Here is a 17,825-nt window from a genome sequence, read left to right as displayed (position 1 = left end):
CCGTCGAGGCGTGCCGCCCCCGCATCATCTCGCGCGGACCGCCAGGAGCAGGAGGTACCGATGCCGTACGCGGCAGTGCTCACCGGATACGGATCGACCGAGACGCTCGTGTGGTCGGAAGTCGCCCTGCCCGTACCCGGGCCCGGCCGGATCAGGCTGCGGGTGCACGCGGCGGGAGTCGGCCCGACCGATCTGAAGATCCGGCGCGGCGACCTCCGGGAGGTCTTCCCGCTGCCCGACCCCGCCGTTCTCGGCTTCGAGGCGGCCGGCACCGTCGACGCCCTCGGCCCGGGCGTGACCGGTGTGTCGCCGGGTGACGAGGTCGCCGCCCTGCTGCCCACGCTCGGCGGGTACGGCGAGTACGCCCTCGCCTCGGCCTGGACCCTCAAACCGGCGAGCGTCGGCTGGGCCGACGCCGCGGCGCTGCCCGCCTCGGCCGAAGCCGCCGTCGGCGTCCTGCGGCAGCTCGGCGTCACCTCCGGCGAGACCCTGCTCGTCCTCGGGGGAGGCGGCTCGGTCGGTGTGATCGCCACCCAACTGGCCGTAGCCCAGGGCCTCACCGTCTTCAGCGCCACCGGCCCGGGCGACGAGCGGTTCGCCAAGGACCTCGGCGCGATCCCGGTCCGCTACGGATCGGCGCTCCTCGCGCAGTTGCGCGCACACGTCGGCAAGGTGGACGCCGTCCTCGACGCCGGCGGCAGGGGCGGCCTCCGCGACGCCGTCGAACTCGCGGGCGGCCCCGAGCGGGTGATCACCCTCGCGGACGAGCGCGCGGCCGACTTCGGCGTCGTCCTCTCCGCGCCCACCCCGGACCGTGCCCCCGACGCGGTCGAACAGACCATGCCCCTGCTCGCTTCCGGGCAACTCCGTCTGCGTGCCCAGCGGTTGCTGCCGATGCGGGACGCCGCGCAGGCGCACGCCCTCCTCGAAGCGGGCACAGCGCACGAAAAGATCGTCCTCACCGTCTGACGGTCTGTCGCAGCGCACTGTCGAGACCAACCACAGGGAGAGCCGGATGGAGAGCCCGATCGAGGTGGTGCGCAGGTTCTGCGCGGCGTGGTCGGACAACGCCGGGGCCGCCGAACTGGCGGCCTTTTTCACCGACGGCGCCGTCTACCACAACATCCCGCTGGAGCCGATCACCGGCCGGGAGGCCATCGCCGACACCATCACCTCGTTCATCCGCCCCGGCCCGCCGGGCATCGAGCACATCGAGTTCCGCGTCCTCGGCATCGCGGCCGACGGACCGATCGTGATGACCGAGCGGGTGGACGTCTTCAAGCTCCCCGGCAAGTCGTTCGAACTGCCGGTCATGGGGACCTTCGAGGTCACCGACGGCAGGATCAGCGCCTGGCGCGACTACTTCGACATGAACCAGTTCACCAGCCGGATGGGATGAGGCCGGAGCTCCTCGGCGCTCCGGCTCACGTCGTCAGTCCGGCTTGGCGGCGAAGAGTTCCAGGTGGGCGCAGGTGGGGCAGCGATAGGCATCGATCTGCCAACGCGGTCGGCCCATCTTCCTGGCATTGCCGAGCGGGCCCCGCTGAAGGGGGCCCGCGATCCACCGCGCGAACCCGCGAGCGCCTTGTCCGGAGTCCTCGACGAAGCCCGGCTCCAGCCCCACCGCACCGCATTGGGTGCACCGTATGTTGTCCATCGCCGGAGTGTAGTGAGCCGCAACGGCTGTGGTCACCAGGGCCGGTCGCCCTCGCCCCAGCCCCTCCCTCTCCCGCCGAAGCTCCCCCCCCCCCGAAGCCCCGCGACGGCCACCGCCCGGGTCAAGTTTCCATAATGATTTTCATTAGAGATAACCCACCCTCTAGTAGTGACAATCATTTCCATCTACGGTCGAGGCGCCCCCGTTCCACAGGACCCCGCCCCCTGTGAGCCCCCAGCGCCTCAAGGAGACCGAGTCGTGCGCACCACCCCCCGCCTGATCGCCGCCACCCTGGCCGCCGGCGTCGTACTGGCCGTCACCAGCGGCTGCTCCACCGCGTCCTCCGCCTCCTCCGACACGGCCGGCACCGCCGACGCCGGTTCGACGACAGCCGGGAAGACCATCAGGGTCGTAGCGGCGGAGAACTTCTGGGGCAGCATCGCCACCCAACTCGGCGGCACCCACGTGCAGGTCAAGAGCATCATCGACAACCCGAACGCCGACCCGCACGACTACGAGCCGACCGCGGCGGACGGCCGACTCGTGGCCGGCGCGCAGTACACGATCGTCAACGGCATCGGCTACGACGCCTGGGCGGACAAGCTGCTGTCCGCCAACCCCGAGAGCGGCCGTACCGATCTGAAGGTCGGCGACCTGGTCGGCATCAAGCCCGGCGGCAACCCGCACCGCTGGTACTCGCCGGACAACGTCCACCAGGTGATCGAGAAGATCACCGCCGACTACAAGAAGCTCGACCCGGCCGACGCCGCCTACTTCGACGCGCGGAAGACGGCCTTCGAGACCAGGACCCTCGCGCCGTACAGCAAGCTCATCGCCGACATCAAGGCGAAGTACGCCAACACCCCCATCGGCGCCTCGGAGTCCATCGTGACCCCGCTCGCCGAGGGCCTGGGACTGAAGATGCTCACGCCCGAGTCCTTCCTGGACGCCATCAGTGAGGGCACCGACCCGACGGCCAGGGACAAGCAGACGATCGACCGGCAGATCAGCCAGAAGCTGATCAAGGTGTACGTCTACAACAGCCAGAACGCGACCCCGGACGTGCAGGCCCAGGTCAAGGCGGCCAAGGCCGAGGGCATACCGGTCGCGACCGTGACCGAGACCCTCACCCCGGCCGGCGCTTCCTTCCAGGCGTGGCAGGTACGGCAGTTGCAGGGCATCGAGAAGGCCCTGGGGCAGGCGACGGGTCGGTGAGTACGGTGAATCCGGCCGCCTCCCGGCCGGGCGGCACGGCCCGGCACCGCGTCCCCGCGCAGCCGGCCGCCGCCGAACTCCCTTCTCCCGTCGTGTCGTTGCGCGGCGCGGGCGTGCGCGTCGGCGGCCGGACCCTGTGGTCGGGGGTCGATCTGGAGGTCGGCGCCGGGGAGTTCGTGGCCGTCCTCGGTCCCAACGGGGTCGGGAAGTCGACCCTGGTCAAGATGCTGCTCGGCATCCTGCCGCCGGCCGCCGGTGCGGTCCGTGTGCTGGGCGAGGCGCCCGGCCGGGCGGGGCACCGGGTCGGCTATCTGCCGCAGCGGCGCAGCTTCGACGCGAGCCTGCGCATCCGTGGCACCGACATCGTGCGGCTCGGCCTCGACGGCGACCGCTGGGGCGTACCGCTGCCGTTGCCCGGCCGGTTCGGTGCCCGGCGGCGGGCGGCCCGGGACCGTGTCGCGGAGTTCGTCGAACTGGTCGGGGCGAGCGCGTACGCGCACCGGCCGATCGGGGAGTGCTCCGGCGGCGAGCAGCAGCGGCTGCTGATCGCCCAGGCACTCGTCCGCGGTCCCGAACTGCTGCTCCTGGACGAGCCGTTGGACAGTCTCGACCTGTCCCATCAGGGCGCGGTCGCCGCGCTGATCGGGCGGATCTGCCGGGAGGCGGGCGTCGGCGTCGTCATGGTCGCGCACGACGTCAACCCGATCCTGCCGTGGCTGGACCGGGTGGTGTACATCGCCGAGGGCGGTGCGGTCGCCGGACGCCCGGAGGAGGTGATCACCACCGAGACGCTCACGCGGCTGTACGGCGTGCCGGTGGAGGTGCTGCGCACCAGCGACGGGCGGCTGGTGGTCGTGGGCCAGCCCGAGGCACCCGCCCGCCACACCGACCGGCACGGCGAGGGAGGCCGTCGTGAACTGGGCTGACACGGGCGCCGGTTGGTCGTGGAATCCGGTGACCGACCTCCAGCAGATCTGGACGTTCCCGTTCATGGTCAACGCCTTCCGGGCCGGTACGGTCGTCGCCGTACTGGCCGCCGTGATGGGCTGGTTCATGGTGCTGCGCCGGCAGAGCTTCGCCGGACACACCCTGGCCGTGGTCAGCTTTCCCGGCGCGGCCTGCGCGACCCTGCTGGGCATCGGCGCGGGCTTCGGCTACTTCGCGTTCTGTGTCGGCGGCGCCCTGGTGATCGCCGCGATCCCGCGCGCCGGAGCGGGCGGCGGCGGTCAGGAGTCGGCGCTGACCGGCACCGTCCAGGCGTTCCTGCTGGCCTGCGGATTCCTCTTCGTCGCCCTCTACAAAGGGTTCCTCGGCGGGGTCAACTCCCTGTTGTTCGGCAGCTTCCTGGGCATCACGGCCGTCCAGGTGACCGTGCTGACGGTCGTGGCGGTCCTGGCGCTCGGCGCGCTGGCGGTCATCGGGCGACCGCTGCTGTTCGCCTCCGTCGACGAGGACGTCGCCACCGGACGCGGGGTGCCGGTACGCGCCCTGTCCGTGGCCTTCCTCGTCCTGCTCGGCGCGGCGACCGCCGAGGCCAGCCAGATCACCGGCACGCTCCTGGTCTTCGCTCTGCTGGTGATGCCCGCCGCGACCGCGCAACAGCTCACCGCACGGCCCGCGTCGAGCCTGGCGCTCTCGGTGGTGATCGCGATCGCGGTGACCTGGACCGGGCTGATCGCCGCCTACTACTCGCCGTACCCGATCGGTTTCTACGTGACGACCTTCGCCTTCGCCGGCTACGTCCTGGCCCGCACGGGCCGCACCCTCACCAAGCGGACGGTGGGAGCGGGTGCCGTCGCATGAGCGCCTTCACGCACCCGTACTTCACGCACGCCCTGCTGGCCGGCACGGCGATCGCCCTGGCGGCCGGTCTTGTCGGGTACTTCCTGGTGCTGCGCGCCCAGGTGTTCACCGGCGACGCGCTCAGTCACGTCGCGTTCACCGGGGCGCTCGCGGCCCTCGCGCTCGGCTACGACCTGCGGCTGGGGCTGTTCGCGGCGACCGTGCTGCTCGCCGTGGTGCTCGGCGCGCTGGGCCGCCGCAGCCGCGCCGACGACATCGTCATCGGCAGCCTCTTCTCCTGGATCCTGGGCCTGGGCGTCTTCTTCCTCACCCTCTACACCACGTCCCGCAACACCGGGAACGGCACCGCAGGCGTCAACGTCCTCTTCGGCTCGATCTTCGGCCTCTCCGCCGGGCAGGCACACGTGGCGGCCGTCGTCGCGGGCGTCATCTGCGCCGCCGTGCTCGCGGTCGCCCGCCCGCTGCTCTTCGCCTCCGTCGACGAGGCGGTGGCGACGGCCCGCCGGGTGCCGGTACGACTGCTCGGCCTCGCCTTCCTGGTCCTGGTCGGCGCCTGCGCGGCCGAGGCCACCCAGGCGGTCGGCTCACTGCTGCTGCTGGGCCTGCTCGCCGCCCCCGCCGGCGCGGCCCAGCGGCTCACCGACCGGCCGTATCACGCCCTCGCCCTGTCCGCGGGCCTTGCGGTCGCGGAGATGTGGGCGGGCCTCGCCCTGAGCTACTACGTCCCCCAACTGCCGCCCAGCTTCGCCATCATGGCCGTCGCCACGGCCGTCTACGCGACAGCAGTCGCCGTCGTACGGCGGCCCCGCACCCGCACCGGCCTCGTGGCGGCGTGATGGCCGGACAGGCCGACGACCTCGCCCTCATCGGACGCCGCACCACCCAACGCGCCGGTGTCGTAAGGGCGTTGATCGACCACGGCGGCTTCGTCGGCGCCCGCGCCCTGCACGGCATCCTGGAGGCCCAGGGTGTGCGCGTGGGCCTCAACACCGTCTACCGCACCCTGGCCGCCCTGGTGGACGCCGGCCGCGCCGACGTCGTACGCGACCGGGGCGGTGAACGCCTGTTCCGCCACCGCCCGTTCCCCGAGCACCAGCACTATCTGCTGTGCCGCGCCTGCGGGTTGAGCACCCCGGTCGACTCCGAGGCGGTCGAGACCTGGGCCGAGCGGGTGGCCGAAGCCTCCGGTTTCGCGGAGGTCGAGCACACCGTCGAACTCACCGGACTCTGTCCGCGCTGCCGGTCCGGCCGGTCCAGCCCATCCAGTTAGTAATGGTATCCATTTTCATATAGCGTTTCCCGTGACTCGCACCCCGCGACCCACCGACCAGGAGGATCCCCATGGCCGTCCCCAAACGGAAGATGTCCCGCAGCAACACCCGCCACCGCCGCGCCCAGTGGAAGGCGACCACCCCGACACTCGTCCCGATCACCATCGACGGCGTCCCGTACCTGGTCCCCCAACGACTGGCCAAGGCGTACGAACGCGGGCTGCTGCGCCCCGAGGGCTGACCCGTCCGTAAGGGATTGCCAAAGAGTCGGCCCGCGGGCGGTTGTGGTCCGTGGTTGTGGACATCTGACTGCACCGGGGCGCGGGAGGCCGGCTCCAGCGGGGAGGGGATTCTTTGGCGGTGGGGCTTCGACGGGACGCGGCCGGGACCGCGGTCTTCCTCGTCCTGATGATCGACTCGGTGGTCAACGGGCTCTTCGTTCCGCTGTCCATGCTCTATCTGTCGGCCAGTTCGGGTGCGTCGCTGGTCAACGTGGGGGCCCTGCTGAGCCTGGCCGGGCTGGTGTCGCTTCCCGTGCCGTTGTGGGTCGGGAGGCTCGTCGACCGGCACGGGCCCAAGCCGGTCGTGCTGGTGGCGCAGTTGCTGCAGGCGGCGGGCCTTCTCGGGTACCTCGTGGTGCGCGACGGCGGGGGGATCCTCCTGGCCGCGACCGTCGCGTCGCTGGGGCAACGGGCCTTCTGGTCCTCCGCCTTCACCCTCGTCAGCAATCTGTCCGACCGTGATCCCGGCGGGCATTCCCGCGAGCGGTGGTTCGGCGTCATCGGCTCGTTGCGGGCAGTGGGCTACGGACTCGGGGCCGTGGTCGCGGGAGTCGCCCTGTCGGTGAAGTCGGACCTGGTGTACCGAGGGTCGATCGGCGCCTGCGCCTTCCTGCTGCTGGTGGCCGCCGTGCTGCTCGAACGGGGAGTTCCACGGAGCGTGACTCTCCAGGAGAAACCGGCGAACGAGGAGGCGGGCAGCCGTGGTTACCGGGTGCTGTAGGCCGATCGTCCCTATCTGGCGCTCGTCGGACTGAACACGGTGTTCGCGCTCTGCAACGTCATGCTCAGCATCGCCTTCCCGCCGTTCGTCGACCGCCAACTGCCCGCCGTCACCTGGGTGGTCGGCCCGCTGCTGGCAATGAACACCGTGGTCCAGGCCGTGCTTCAGACGTCGGTCGTCCGTCTGATACGGCCGCTGTCCCGGCCCGTGTCCCTGTGCCTGGCCGGAGTCCTCTGGGCGTCATGGGCGGGCCTGACCGCCGGCCCGCTCTGGCTGCCCCGGGTCTTGTGGGTCCCCTGTCTCACCGTGGCCGTACTCTGCTACTCCGCCGCTCAGCTCGTGCACTCTCCCGTGTCGAACGCGCTGTCCGCCGATGCCGCGCCCGCCGACATCCGCGGGCGCTACATCGCCGTATTCCAGTACTCGTTCGCGATCGCCACGGTCGTGGCACCGCTGCTGTTCTCGGTGCTGTTCGACCTTTCGGGCGCGGCTCCGTGGGCTGTCCTGGCGACGCTCGCCCTGCTGACGGTTCCGGGCATGCTGGCGCTCGCGCCGCGGCTGCCGCGGGCCGCGCGGGTGACGGGCGGGGCCGTACGGAGCGCTGCTCGGCGGCGTGGGGGAACTTCCTGACCTGCGCGGGCTTGAGGACGGCGACTGTGTTCGCGTCGGCCTCGACCCCGTCGGGGCTCAGCTTCGGCGGTCGTCCCCCGGCCCGCTCGCCACGGGCTTCGTCGCGCGGACGATCGCCGAGTGCATGCCGTCCGCGACCGGGTGGGTCGGGGTGATGTCGACGTCGGTGAAGCCGGCGGCTTCGAGGCCGGTGCGGTACTCGGTGAAGGAGAGCGCGCCCGCGATGCAGCCGACGTAGTCGCCGCGTTCGGCGCGCTGGGCGGGGGTGAGGGTGTCGTCGGCGACGACGTCCGAGACGCCGATACGGCCGCCGGGGCGCAGGACGCGGAAGGTCTCGGCGAAGACGGCGGGCTTGTCGACGGACAGGTTGATCACGCAGTTGGAGATGACCAGGTCGATCGTGTTCGCGGGCAGGGGGACGGCCTCGATGGTGCCCTTGAGGAACTCAACGTTCGTGGCGCCCGTCCGCTCCGCGTTGCCGATGGCGAGGGCGAGCATCTCCTCGGTCATGTCCAGCCCGTACGCCTTGCCGGTCGGGCCGACGCGGCGGGCGGAGAGCAGGACGTCGATTCCGCCGCCGGAACCGAGGTCCAACACCCGTTCGCCCGCGCGGAGTTCGGCTACGGCGGTGGGGTTGCCGCAGCCGAGGGAGGCGGCGACCGCTTCGGCGGGGAGGGCGTCGCGGTCGGCGGTGGGGTAGAGGGCGGAGCCGAAGTTGTCGTCGGTCTCGACGGGCTCGGGACCGCAGCAGGCCGTGCCGCCCTCGGTGACCTTGAGGGCCGAGGCGGCGTAGCGCTTGCGGACGGTTTCGCGCAGGTCGGTGGAGTGTTCGTCGCTCATTGGGTCGCTCCCGGGCGAGGTGGGTGGGGTGGGCCAGCCTGTATTGATGTTCGTTGATACAAGCTTGCGCCTTGTATCGAAAGACGTCAACATAGAGGCATGTCGAAACAAGAGCTCGGGGTCCTTGAAGTGATCGGTGAGGCGACCGGTCAGGACGCCGCGTGCTGCCCGGGCCTGGCCGCCGCGCCGCTGGACGACGAGCGCGCCGCGGAACTGGCCAGGGTTTTCAAGGCACTTGGCGATCCCGTACGTCTGCGGCTGCTGTCGATGATCGCCTCGCGGGAGGGCGGCGAGGTCTGCGTGTGCGAGATGACACCGGCCTTCGACCTGTCCCAGCCGACGATCTCCCACCACCTCAAGCTCCTGCGCCAGGCCGGCCTCATCGACTGCGAACGCCGTGGAACGTGGGTGTACTACTGGGCGCTGCCCGGCGTCCTGGACCGGCTCGCGACGTTTCTGACGACGGCGCGGACTGCCGAAGTCGGGCAGGCATGACCGCGTCCCTCGGCCGCCGTGTCGCCGCCGAGGCGATCGGGACCGGACTGCTGGTGACGGTCGTCGTGGGCTCCGGCATCCAGGCGACGGAACTGTCGCACGACGTCGGCGTACAACTGCTGGCCAACTCGCTCGCCACCGTCCTCGGCCTGGGCGTACTGATCACGCTGCTCGGGCCGGTCTCCGGAGCGCACTTCAACCCCGTTGTCACCCTGGCCACGTGGGTCGTCGGCCGTCGGGACGGCACCGGGCCGCGGCTGCGCGAGGTCGCCGCGTACGTTCCGGCGCAGGTCGGCGGGGCGGTCGCGGGGGCGGTGCTGGCGGACGCCATGTTCGCCGAGCCCTTGGTGCGGTTCTCCGGCCACGACCGGTTCGCCGGTCATCTGTGGCTGGGGGAGGTCGTCGCCACGGGCGGGCTGATCCTCCTCGTCCTCGGCCTGGAACGGGTCGGCCGCGCCTCCCTGGCCCCGGCAGCCGTGGCCTCCTACATCGGGGCCGCCTACTGGTTCACCTCCTCGACCTCCTTCGCGAACCCCGCGGTCACCGTCGGCCGCGCCTTCACCGACACCTTCGCCGGGATCGCGCCGGGTTCGGTCGCACCGTTCGTCGGGGCCCAACTGGTGGGCGCCGTGGTCGGGTTGGCCGCCGTGGCTGTCGTATGCGAGCGTCCCGTCCGTACGACGGACGCGGTCGTCCCGCACAGCGATCCCGAACCCGAACTCGCCCCCTCCTGACCGCTTCTGCCCCCTCCCCGCCCGCAAGGACACCGCCATGACCACGAGTTCCACCGCCCCAACGCCGTCCGTGCTGTTCGTCTGCGTCCACAACGCCGGCCGTTCCCAGATGGGCGCGGCCTTCCTCACCCACCTCGCCGGTGACCGGGTCGAGGTCCGGTCGGCGGGCTCGGCCCCCGCCGACGCGGTCAACCCGGCGGTGGTGGCGGCCATGGCGGAGGTGGGGATCGATGTCTCCGCCGAGACGCCGAAGGTGCTCACCGTCGAGGCCGTACGGTCCTCGGACGTCGTGATCACGATGGGCTGCGGGGACGCCTGCCCCGTCTTCCCCGGCAAGCGGTACCTGGACTGGCAGCTCGACGACCCGGCGGGCCAGGGGGTCGACGCCGTACGGCCCGTCCGCGAGGAGATCGAGCGGCGGGTGCGCGGTCTGCTGGCCGAACTCGGAGTCGCCGTATGACCCTTCTCGTCGCCGCCGTCATCGTCCACGACCGGGCCGAGGGCCGGGTCGTCCTCATCCAGCGGGGTGAGCGGGCCAAGTTCGGCCGCGGCATGTGGGACCTCCCCGTCGGCAAGAACGAACCCGGCGAGCCCGTCACCGAGACCGCCGTGCGCGAGCTGTACGAGGAGACCGGGCTCGTCGTGGCGCCGGAGTCCCTGAAGGTCGTGCACCTCATCCACGCCGCCCGCGGAGTGGACGCACCGCACGGCTTCCTCACCGTCGTCTTCGCCGCCGACAAGTGGACCGGCGATCCCGAGAACCGCGAACCCCTCAAGCACGCCCAGGTCCGCTGGGTCCAGGTCGACGCCGTACCCGAGGAGTTCGTACGGGGAAACGGGCAGGCCCTACGGCAGTACCTGGACGGTGTCGAGCCGCAGGTGTCGCCGTACGGGTGGGAGTAGGCGGAGCCCCGCGTTACCTCTCAGGTGTGAACCGGGCCCGCTCCGTCGTGGCTGAAAGCGGCAGGTGGCCGCGGTCACCAAGTCCCTTCAGGACAAGGGGCTTTCGGCCGCCGCGGTGTCCGACCGGGTACGTGACCCGCCCGGGTTGTTCGGTGCCGCGGATCTCGCGATGCGCGTCGGTGTGCTGGTCCTGGCGCTCGGCGCCCTCGCGCTCGGTGCGGTCCGGGCGGCGGACAGCGCGCGGGCCCGGATCGGCCAGTTCGCGATCCTGCGGATCCTCGGGTCCGGGCGGCCCGAACAGCGCGGGATCCTGCTGGGAGAAGCCGTGCTCTCGGGTGGGTTGGCGGGGGTGGTGGGCGCGATCGTCGGCACGGTCGCGTCGGCGGCGCTGGCCGGGCCGTTGAGTGACGTACTCGGCCTGCCCATCTCCGTCACCGACGCACTACCCGGGCCGACTTGGGCCGCCGGGGCGTTGCTGCTGCCCGCCGCCGGACTGGCCGCCGGCACTCTCTTCGGCAGCCGCGAGGTCCTCCGCCGGGACCCTTGTCTCACGGCACGGGCCCACAGTTGACTCCTGCTCGGTTCTCCGTCTCGGCTGGGGCGGGTTGACGCGGAGCCGACAGCGGAAGGGTGACCATGGCACGGACCGAGTACTACGACGACCCGGGCGCACCGGAGCCGAACAGCCTGGTGGTCGCCGCGTCCGCCGTGGTCACGGACGACGAAGGGCGCGTGCTGCTCCAGCGCCGTCGGGACAACGGTCTCTGGGCGCTGCCGGGTGGTGGCATGGAGATGACCGACTCACTTCCGGGGACCGCGGTCCGCGAGGTGAGGGAGGAGACCGGTCTGGACGTGGAGATCACCGGGCTCGTGGGCACGTACACCGACCCCCGCCACGTGATCGCCTATTCGGACGGTGAGGTGCGCAGGCAGTTCAACGTCTGCTTCACCGCCCGCGCGGTCGGCGGCCGGCTCGCGATCTCGGACGAATCCACGGAACTGCGATTCGTCCAGCCGGAAGAGATCGATCGACTACCGATGCACCACACGCAGCGGCTCCGGATCCGGCACTTCCTGGAGCACCGCGCCGAGCCCTACCTCGGCTGACCCTCACGTTGTGGCTCTACAACGCCGACCTCACCGCCCGCAGCACCGCCTCCGCCATCCCCCGCTCTCCCCGGGCATTCGGATGCACCGGAGCCGCCGGATTCTCCGGTACGAGCGGTTCGATCCAGCGGGTGGCCTTCGCCGTGCAGGCGTTGTGGTCGGTGGACGGGGTGTACGTGTCGACGTAGCCGACCCCCGCCTCCGAAGCCCGTTGGCGCAGTGCGGTGTTGAGGTGTTGCTCCTTCTCGCGGAGGTAGGTCACGTCGCCCGGGGCGAGGGACATTCCGCGGCCGCAGCCGGCGCTGTCGGTCGGGAGGATCGCCGGGTAGGAGACGACGTAGACGCGGGCCTCGGGGGCGCGGCGTTTTACCTCGGTGAGGATTCGGGTGAGCCGGTCGCCCGCCGTGGCGATCTTCTTTTCTACGGCGTCGGTGACGGAGCCGGAGTCCGCCTCGCGTGCGCAGGGTGCGTCCTCGGTGAAGTACTTGCCGCTGCCCGTGAGTTGGTACAGGGCGCCCATCGCGACGCACCGTTTGATCATCGAGCTGAAGCCGATGTCGTTGCCGCCGATGCCGACCGTGACCAGGCGGGTGTCCGAGGAAAGTGCCCTGAGCTGGGGCGGGTTGGTGCCATTGTCGGTGTGCTGGGAGCCCGTGAGGTCGGCCGTCGTGGCGCCGCTGCAACTCACGTCGCGGAACTTGGCGCCTTTCAGGCCGAGTTCGGCGGCCACGAGGGCGGGGTAGTTGCCGGCGGAGCGGTCGCAGCCGGCGGGGGTGCCGGTGGGGTCGGTGATGCCGGGGCCTGCCGTGTAGGAGTCGCCGAGGGCGACGTAGGGGCCCTTGGACGTGGTGGAGTAGGTGACGCCGGTGTGGTTGTCGTCGCCGTCGCGGTTGACCAGGACCACGGTGAGCAGCGTGCCGCAGGCGAGGAGCCCGGCCACCCCGGCCCGCACTGAGGTTTTCATCGAAGTGCCCTCTCTTGCCGTCTCCGGCTGGTGAGTTGTGGACTGTGGACGTCCGCGGGCCCGGCGACGGGCGGGGGGGAGTGCCCCGTCGCCGGGCCCGGGACAGGGGGTGTCGTGTGGATCACCGCGGATCAGGCCGCGGCGCCTGGTGCGGTGCATCGCAGCGCGGAGCATCACCCGCGTACTGGGCGTACTCGGGTTGTGCGACAACGCGGCGAGGTGCCTTGCCAGGCGTCGCGGACCCGAGGTGATCCACCCGACACCCCCTGGCGCCCGATCCCCGTCCCCACGGGATCCGGGCGCCGCGGGGCCGCCTCCGCTCTCGGCGGCCCCGGTCTGAGGGGTCCTTAGGGGACCGGGGTGAGGTGCGGGGTCGGGGTGTCGGCGACCGGGTCCGGGATCTTGCGGCTCAGGGCCTCGCCCTCGACGTCCATGCGGGGGAGGATCCGGTCGAGCCAACTCGGCAGGTACCAGGCCTTGTTGCCGAGCAAGGACAGGACCGCCGGCACGATCGCCATCCGGACCACGAACGCGTCGAACAGGACCGCGATGGCCAGCCCGAAGCCGATCATCTTGATCATCGAGGCGCCCGCGCCGATGAAGCCCGAGAACACCGCCATCATGATCAGCGCGGCGGCCACGACCACCCGGGCGCTGTGCCGGAATCCCGACACCACCGCCTGGCCGGGGCCGTCCCCGTGGACGTACGCCTCGCGCATCCGGGAGACCAGGAACACCTCGTAGTCCATGGCGAGTCCGAAGACGATGCCCACCAGGAAGATCGGCATCAGGCTCATGATCGGGCCGGTCTGGTCGACGCCCAGCCAGGAGGCCAGGTGCCCTTCCTGGAAGACCGCGACCACCGCGCCGAGCGCCGCGAGGACCGAGAGGAGGAAGCCGAGGGCCGCCTTGAGCGGTACGAGCAGCGAGCGGAAGACCAGGAGCAGCAGCACGATCGCCAGGCCCACCACCAGTGCCAGGTACGGGATCAGCGCGTCCTGGACCTTCTGCGCCACGTCGATGTTCAGCGCGGTCGTCCCGGTGACCTCGAAGCTCGCACCCGAGGCCTGGGACTCGATCCCCGACCGTTCGTCGCGGATCGTCTGGACGAGCTGCTTGGTCTTCTCGTCGGTGGGGCTGGTGGCGGGGGTCGCGGAGAACACCGCTGTGTCGCCCGCCGAGTTGAAGCGGGTCGGGGAGACGGAGACCACTCCGTCCGTGGCGGCTATCTCCTTCGAGATCGTCGCTACGGCGGTCTTCGCGTCGCCCGCCTTCTTCGCGTCCACGACGATGGTCAGCGGGCCGTTGAAGCCGGGGCCGAAGCCTTCGGCGAGGTCGTCGTAGGCGCGGCGTTCGGTGGTGGCGGTGGATTTCGCCTCGTCGCCGGGCATGCCGAGCTGGAGGTTGAGGGCGGGGAGGGCCATCGCGCCGAGGCCCACGACGCCGAGCAGCAGGACGGGGATCGGGCGGCGTACGACGATCCGGGCCCAGCGGCTGCCGCCGTTCTCGCCGTTGCCGCGCTTGGGCTTCTTCTTGCGGTCGCGGCGGGAGAGTACGGCGTTCGGCCAGAAGCCGAGGACCGCGGGGACCAGGGTGAGGCAGATCAGGACGGAGAGGAGGACCGCGCCGGCCGCCGCCAGGCCCATCTTCGTCAGCATCGGGATGCCGACCACCGACAAACCGGCTAGAGCGATGACAACGGTCAGGCCGGCGAACACAACTGCCGAACCCGCCGTCCCGGCCGCGAGTCCGGCCGCTTCGCGAGGCGCGTGCCCCTTCGCCCGCTCCTCGCGGTAGCGCGATACGACGAACAGCGCGTAGTCGATTCCGCAGGCGAGGCCGAGCATCGTGGCGAGGGTGCCGGTGGTCTCGGAGAGGCCGAAGGTGCTGCCCAGGGCGAGGACCCCGGACATGCTGATGGCGACGCCGATGATCGCGGTCAGGAGGGGCAGACCGGCCGCGGCCAGTGAACCGAAGGTGATCAGCAGGACCACGGCCGCTATCGCGATACCGATCGCCTCGGCGCTGCCGCCCGCCGCGGGCTGGGTGGCGAGCGCGTCGCCGCCGACCTCGACGGTCAGGCCCGCGTCCCGGGCCGTGTCGATGGCCCGCTCCAGATGGGTTTTGGCGGAGTCGGTGAGGTCGTCGGCCTTCACCTTGAAGGTGACCGTGGAGTACGCCGTGGAAGCGTCCTTGCTGACCGCCTTCGCGGTGAACGGGTCGACGGCGGAGGCGACTTGGGAACCGTCGGCCGCCTCGGTCACCAGCTTCTCGATCGCCGCCTTGTTCTCGGTGGCGGTGACCTTCTCGCCGTTCGGGGCGACGAAGACGATCCGCGCGCTCGCGCCGTCCGCCGCCGTGCCCGGGAAGCGCTGCTCCAGCAGGTCGAAGGCCTTCTGCGACTCGATGCCGGGCATCGTGAAGCCGTCGTCGGGGGCGGCGGGGGCCTTGGTGGCGGCGAATCCGACGGCGCCGAGGACCGCCACCCACAGGAGGGTGACGAACCAGCGCCACCGGAAGGCCGCACGGCCCAAGTGATAGAGGAGAGTAGCCATGGCTGGGGAAGGCCTCCACGTCGGCGGTCGGTCGAGATCGTGGTCTCAACCCTTCCGCCGACGGCTCTCCGTCACGAGGGAGTGCCCTCCCGAATGGATGGTGTAGCCCGCTACACCATCCGGAAGCGGGTCAGCCCACGTTCAGTTCCGTCAGCCGGCCCAACGGGAGCGTGTGGTGGGTCTGCAGGACCTTCGCGCGTAGATACCGGACGTTGTGGGGCGTGGTGAACACACCGGTCGGCACCCGGTCGTGCACGTCGATGCCGAGGCCGCGCAACTGGTCGGCCTTGTCAGGGTTGTTGGAGAGCAGGTCCAGGGACGTGACCCCCAGGGCCTGGAGCATCTGGGCGGCGGCCGTGTAGTCGCGGGCGTCCTCGGGGAGGCCGAGCGCGGTGTTGGCGGCGTAGGTGTCGAGGCCCTGGTCCTGGAGGGCGTACGCGTCGAGCTTGTTGTAGAGGCCGATGCCCCGGCCCTCCTGGCGCAGGTAGAGCAGGACGCCTCCGCGGTCGGCGATGCGCTCGACGGCCTCGCGCAGCTGGGGTCCGCAGTCGCAGCGGGCGGAGCCGAAGACGTCTCCGGTCAGGCACTCGGAGTGCAGCCGGACCAGCGGGGTGGTGCCGGGGGCCGGATCGCCGAGGACGACGGCGAGATGTTCCTGGCCGTCGGTGAGGCCGTGGAAGGTGACGAGTTCGGCGTCGACGCTGTAGCCGTCCTGGAAGCGCAGCGGTACCCGGACACGGGCACGCGGGGTGGCGGCGGGGAAGTCGGGCATGCGGGTCTCCGAGTCCGAAGGGTGTCGTAGCGATGTGCTTCAAAACTGAAGCACATCCACGATCACGGACCCTACCTCATGCTTGAAATTTGAAGCAACAGATTTGTGTGACGGCTCACGAACACTGGGGTGAGGAGCGGCGGCGCCACGGCACGTCCTCCGGGGTCTCCAGCGCCCGCACGATGCCCGTACTGATCTCCTCCAGCTGCCCCACCTGCTCCGGAGTGAGATGTTCGAAGATCGCGGCCCGGACGGTCTCGACATGCCCCGGCGCCGAACGCTCCAGCACGGCCATCCCCTCGTCGGTCAGGATCGCGGTACTGCCCCGCTTGTCCGACGGACACCCCTCCCGCCGCACCAGCCCGTCCTTCTCCAGCCGGGTCACGGCGTACGTCAGCCGGCTCCGGGTGATCTTCGCCTTCTCGGCGAGGTCGGTCATCCGCAGCCGGTGGTCCGGTACGTCGGAGAGGTTGGCCAGGATGGAGTAGTACAGGTGGGGCATGCCGGCCTCCTGCTGGAGCTGCCGGTCGATCGCGTCCTCCAGGAGGTGCATCGCGGCGATGTAGGCGCGCCAGGCGCGCTGCTCCTCTGTGGTGAGCCAGCGAGTCGTCATGCCCCCAGTGTAGGTTTGTTTCAAACTTGAACCAAGCCCCGCCGTTCCACCAAGCCCCGCCGTTCCACCAAGCCCCGCCGGTCTCCAGGAGAGAGCGCGTCGATGTCCCTGCCCCACGTCCTGCTGTCCGCCGCCGTCTCCCTCGACGGCTACCTCGACGACACCGGCCCCGACCGGCTGCTCCTCTCCAGCCCCGCCGACTTCGACCGCGTCGACGAGGTCCGTGCGTCCGTCGACGCGATCCTCATCGGCGCCGGCACGATCCGCGCGGACAACCCGCGCCTGCTGGTGAACTCCCCGGAGCGCCGCGCGGCCCGCATCGCCGCAGGCAAGCCGGAGTACCCCCTCAAGGTCACGGTCAGCGGCTCCGGCGACCTCGACCCGAGCGCCAACTTCTGGCACACGGGCGGCGACAAACTCGTCTTCACGACGGACAAGGGCGCGGAGCGAGCCCGCCAACTCGGCCTCGCCGCCGACGTGTTCGCCCTCGGCCCCGAACTCGACTGGCGCCGCCTCCTTGAACACCTGCACGCGGTAAGGGGAGTTGACCGCCTGATGGTCGAGGGCGGCGGCACGATCCACACCCAGCTCCTCCAGCAGGGCCTGGCCGACGAACTCCAACTCGTCCTGTCCCCCCTCTTCGTGGGCACCCCGGACGCCCCCCGCCTCTTCGGCCCGGGCACGTACCAGTCGGGCCGCCTGCGCCTGCTGGAGACCCGCCCCATCGAGGACGTCGTCCTCATGCGCTACGAACCCACCGCCCCCGGCACCGGCGACCTCCCCTCCGCCGCCGACCACCACTGGCTCGCCCTCGCCTGCGACCTGGCCGCCGACTGCCCGCCCTCGGAGACGGCGTTCAGCGTCGGCGCGGTGGTGGTCGGGGCGGACGGCACTGAGCTGTCCCGGGGCCACTCCCGCGAGGCCGGCGACCTGGTGGTCCACGCGGAGGAGGCGGCCCTCGCCAAGCTGCACCCGGCGGACCCCCGCCTCCCCACCGCCACGGTCTACACCAGCCTCGAACCCTGCACCCACCGCGCCTCCCGCCCCAAGCCCTGCGCCCGCCTGATCCTCGACGCGGGCGTACGACGCGTGGTGACGGCCTGGCGCGAGCCCGACACGTTCGTCACGGGCGCCGACGGCAGCGGGGCGCTGGCCGAGCAGGGGGTCTCCGTGGTCGTACTCCCGGAGTACGAGGAGCGGGCGAAGGCACCGAACGGGCATCTGCTGGGCTGAGCCGACACCCCCTACCCTCCGCGCCCCGCTC

General features: G+C 71.2%; 23 protein-coding genes. 17 read left to right on the top strand and 6 right to left on the bottom strand.

Going from position 1 to position 17,825, the window contains the following annotated elements; translation table 11 throughout:
• The first annotated feature begins 60 nt into the window (after positions 1-60).
• Positions 61-969 carry an alcohol dehydrogenase catalytic domain-containing protein gene (locus ACFXC1_RS44635; protein WP_381254431.1) on the top strand — a complete coding sequence of 303 codons (909 nt, stop codon included), beginning with the start codon at positions 61-63 and terminating at the stop codon, positions 967-969.
• A gap of 46 nt (positions 970-1,015) precedes the next feature.
• Positions 1,016-1,399, top strand: a complete 384-nt coding sequence (locus ACFXC1_RS44630; protein WP_381254428.1) for a limonene-1,2-epoxide hydrolase family protein — start codon at positions 1,016-1,018, stop codon at positions 1,397-1,399.
• A 33-nt stretch (positions 1,400-1,432) separates the two neighbouring features.
• On the opposite strand, the gene ACFXC1_RS44625 is transcribed toward ACFXC1_RS44630, so the two are convergent.
• On the bottom strand, positions 1,433-1,624 hold the full coding sequence (locus tag ACFXC1_RS44625) for a hypothetical protein (RefSeq protein WP_381254641.1): 192 nt from the start codon (positions 1,622-1,624) through the stop codon (positions 1,433-1,435).
• Between the two features lie 291 nt (positions 1,625-1,915).
• Here ACFXC1_RS44625 and ACFXC1_RS44620 point away from each other — a divergent pair, with 291 nt between their 5' ends.
• From ACFXC1_RS44620 to ACFXC1_RS44585, 8 genes are all read left to right on the top strand, one after another.
• Positions 1,916-2,872, top strand: a complete 957-nt coding sequence (locus ACFXC1_RS44620; protein ID WP_381254425.1) for a metal ABC transporter solute-binding protein, Zn/Mn family — start codon at positions 1,916-1,918, stop codon at positions 2,870-2,872.
• 92 nt (positions 2,873-2,964) lie between these two features.
• Positions 2,965-3,798 (top strand): metal ABC transporter ATP-binding protein, encoded by an 834-nt coding sequence (locus tag ACFXC1_RS44615; RefSeq protein ID WP_381254639.1) that lies wholly within the window; start codon positions 2,965-2,967, stop codon positions 3,796-3,798.
• The gene (locus tag ACFXC1_RS44610) at positions 3,785-4,675 is read left to right on the top strand and encodes a metal ABC transporter permease (RefSeq protein ID WP_381254422.1); all 891 of its coding nucleotides are present in this window, start codon (positions 3,785-3,787) and stop codon (positions 4,673-4,675) included. Before ACFXC1_RS44615 ends, ACFXC1_RS44610 begins: the two co-directional genes overlap by 14 nt.
• On the top strand, positions 4,672-5,511 hold the full coding sequence (locus tag ACFXC1_RS44605) for a metal ABC transporter permease (RefSeq protein ID WP_381254420.1): 840 nt from the start codon (positions 4,672-4,674) through the stop codon (positions 5,509-5,511). Before ACFXC1_RS44610 ends, ACFXC1_RS44605 begins: the two co-directional genes overlap by 4 nt.
• Positions 5,511-5,945 (top strand): Fur family transcriptional regulator, encoded by a 435-nt coding sequence (locus tag ACFXC1_RS44600; protein WP_381254418.1) that lies wholly within the window; start codon positions 5,511-5,513, stop codon positions 5,943-5,945. Before ACFXC1_RS44605 ends, ACFXC1_RS44600 begins: the two co-directional genes overlap by 1 nt.
• 71 nt (positions 5,946-6,016) lie before the next feature.
• Entirely contained in the window at positions 6,017-6,187 is a 171-nt protein-coding gene (gene rpmF, locus ACFXC1_RS44595; protein WP_093628134.1) for a 50S ribosomal protein L32, read from the top strand.
• Positions 6,188-6,306: 119 nt separating this feature from the next.
• The gene (locus tag ACFXC1_RS44590; RefSeq protein ID WP_381254417.1) at positions 6,307-6,948 is read left to right on the top strand and encodes an MFS transporter; all 642 of its coding nucleotides are present in this window, start codon (positions 6,307-6,309) and stop codon (positions 6,946-6,948) included.
• Between the two features lie 39 nt (positions 6,949-6,987).
• Positions 6,988-7,578, top strand: a complete 591-nt coding sequence (locus ACFXC1_RS44585) for an MFS transporter (RefSeq protein ID WP_381254414.1) — start codon at positions 6,988-6,990, stop codon at positions 7,576-7,578.
• A 57-nt stretch (positions 7,579-7,635) separates the two neighbouring features.
• Here the strand turns inward: ACFXC1_RS44585 and arsM are convergent, their stop codons facing one another.
• Positions 7,636-8,418, bottom strand: coding sequence for an arsenite methyltransferase (arsM, locus tag ACFXC1_RS44580; protein WP_381254411.1), 783 nt, complete (start codon positions 8,416-8,418; stop codon positions 7,636-7,638).
• A gap of 99 nt (positions 8,419-8,517) precedes the next feature.
• Here arsM and ACFXC1_RS44575 point away from each other — a divergent pair, with 99 nt between their 5' ends.
• The 6 genes from ACFXC1_RS44575 (at position 8,518) to ACFXC1_RS44550 (ending at position 11,657) form a co-directional block, all read left to right on the top strand.
• Positions 8,518-8,913, top strand: a complete 396-nt coding sequence (locus ACFXC1_RS44575; protein WP_381254409.1) for an ArsR/SmtB family transcription factor — start codon at positions 8,518-8,520, stop codon at positions 8,911-8,913.
• Positions 8,910-9,647, top strand: coding sequence for an aquaporin (locus ACFXC1_RS44570; protein WP_381254406.1), 738 nt, complete (start codon positions 8,910-8,912; stop codon positions 9,645-9,647). The genes ACFXC1_RS44575 and ACFXC1_RS44570 overlap by 4 nt, the downstream gene beginning before the upstream one ends.
• A 37-nt stretch (positions 9,648-9,684) precedes the next feature.
• A complete protein-coding gene (locus ACFXC1_RS44565; RefSeq protein ID WP_381254403.1) occupies positions 9,685-10,107 on the top strand; it encodes an arsenate reductase ArsC in 423 nt (140 codons plus the stop codon).
• Entirely contained in the window at positions 10,104-10,550 is a 447-nt protein-coding gene (locus ACFXC1_RS44560; RefSeq protein WP_381254400.1) for an NUDIX domain-containing protein, read from the top strand. The genes ACFXC1_RS44565 and ACFXC1_RS44560 overlap by 4 nt, the downstream gene beginning before the upstream one ends.
• Before the next feature lie 64 nt (positions 10,551-10,614).
• Positions 10,615-11,121 carry an FtsX-like permease family protein gene (locus ACFXC1_RS44555; RefSeq protein ID WP_381254397.1) on the top strand — a complete coding sequence of 169 codons (507 nt, stop codon included), beginning with the start codon at positions 10,615-10,617 and terminating at the stop codon, positions 11,119-11,121.
• Positions 11,122-11,186: 65 nt separating this feature from the next.
• Complete coding sequence (locus tag ACFXC1_RS44550) at positions 11,187-11,657, top strand: NUDIX domain-containing protein (protein ID WP_381254394.1); 471 nt, start codon at positions 11,187-11,189, stop codon at positions 11,655-11,657.
• Positions 11,658-11,673: 16 nt separating this feature from the next.
• Here ACFXC1_RS44550 and ACFXC1_RS44545 read toward each other — a convergent pair whose 3' ends face one another.
• From ACFXC1_RS44545 to ACFXC1_RS44530, 4 genes are all read right to left on the bottom strand, one after another.
• On the bottom strand, positions 11,674-12,621 hold the full coding sequence (locus ACFXC1_RS44545) for an SGNH/GDSL hydrolase family protein (protein WP_381254391.1): 948 nt from the start codon (positions 12,619-12,621) through the stop codon (positions 11,674-11,676).
• A 347-nt stretch (positions 12,622-12,968) separates the two neighbouring features.
• The gene (locus ACFXC1_RS44540; RefSeq protein WP_381254388.1) at positions 12,969-15,176 is read right to left on the bottom strand and encodes an MMPL family transporter; all 2,208 of its coding nucleotides are present in this window, start codon (positions 15,174-15,176) and stop codon (positions 12,969-12,971) included.
• Between the two features lie 130 nt (positions 15,177-15,306).
• Entirely contained in the window at positions 15,307-15,948 is a 642-nt protein-coding gene (locus tag ACFXC1_RS44535) for a GTP cyclohydrolase II (RefSeq protein WP_381254385.1), read from the bottom strand.
• A 115-nt stretch (positions 15,949-16,063) separates the two neighbouring features.
• Positions 16,064-16,561, bottom strand: a complete 498-nt coding sequence (locus ACFXC1_RS44530) for a MarR family winged helix-turn-helix transcriptional regulator (RefSeq protein ID WP_381254382.1) — start codon at positions 16,559-16,561, stop codon at positions 16,064-16,066.
• Positions 16,562-16,663: 102 nt separating this feature from the next.
• Here ACFXC1_RS44530 and ACFXC1_RS44525 point away from each other — a divergent pair, with 102 nt between their 5' ends.
• The gene (locus ACFXC1_RS44525; RefSeq protein WP_381254379.1) at positions 16,664-17,794 is read left to right on the top strand and encodes a dihydrofolate reductase family protein; all 1,131 of its coding nucleotides are present in this window, start codon (positions 16,664-16,666) and stop codon (positions 17,792-17,794) included.
• The last annotated feature ends 31 nt before the right edge of the window (positions 17,795-17,825 follow it).

The sequence above is a fragment of the Streptomyces hokutonensis genome (assembly GCF_042751305.1).
In the GTDB taxonomy this organism is placed as follows: Bacteria; Actinomycetota; Actinomycetes; order Streptomycetales; family Streptomycetaceae; genus Streptomyces; species Streptomyces hokutonensis_A.
The sequence above is the reverse complement of the archived record's forward strand: the minus strand, read 5'-3'. Positions and strand labels throughout refer to the sequence as shown.